Source organism: Campylobacter sp. RM5063 (assembly GCF_024723655.1).
Classification (GTDB): Bacteria; Campylobacterota; Campylobacteria; order Campylobacterales; family Campylobacteraceae; genus Campylobacter_D; species Campylobacter_D lari_D.
The window spans coordinates 1-564 of the sequence record NZ_JANQDA010000066.1 but is presented as its reverse complement, the minus strand read 5'-3'; the positions used below and the strand labels follow the sequence as shown (position 1 = coordinate 564).

Annotated in this window: 1 pseudogene; it reads right to left on the bottom strand. The window is 30.9% G+C overall.

Annotation, left to right across the window (positions count from 1 at the left end):
* Positions 1–564, bottom strand: a pseudogene (locus CAMP5063_RS08390) (methyl-accepting chemotaxis protein); the annotation flags it as partial.

The following is a 564-nucleotide window of genomic DNA, read 5'->3' as shown; positions in this document are numbered from 1 at the left end:
ACCTATTATAGAAGTAACATTTTTAATCTCTTCACTTTGAGCAATAACTTCACTAGTTTTATGAGATACATTTTGCATAGAAGAAGTAATCTCTTCTAATGCTGCTGCTGTTTCTTCTAAAGAAGAAGCTTGAGAAGATGAAGAATCTGTTAAGTCTTTAACAGCACTTTGTAATTTACCACTCTCATCTGCTAATAAAGAAGCAAATTCAGATGATTGTCTTAGCATAGCTACTATTTCTTGACCTAATACATTAGTAGTTACTTCAACTCCACCTTTAGCATTTTTAACTTCAGTAGTAAAGTCTAATGCCTTATAGCTATCAAATACTCTATTGATTTCATTCATATTAGAACCAACTTTTGCTTGTAATACATCAAGCATATCATTTAATACATTTTTTAATTCTATTAATTGAGGATTAGCAGGAATTGCTGTTATTCTTGCTGTTAGATTACCACCTTCTATTTCTTTAGCTGTATCAACTGATTGTTCTACTGCTTTAGCATCTTGTTCTAATGCATTTTTAGTTTTAGTGATGTTTTCATTGATGGCTTTGGCCAT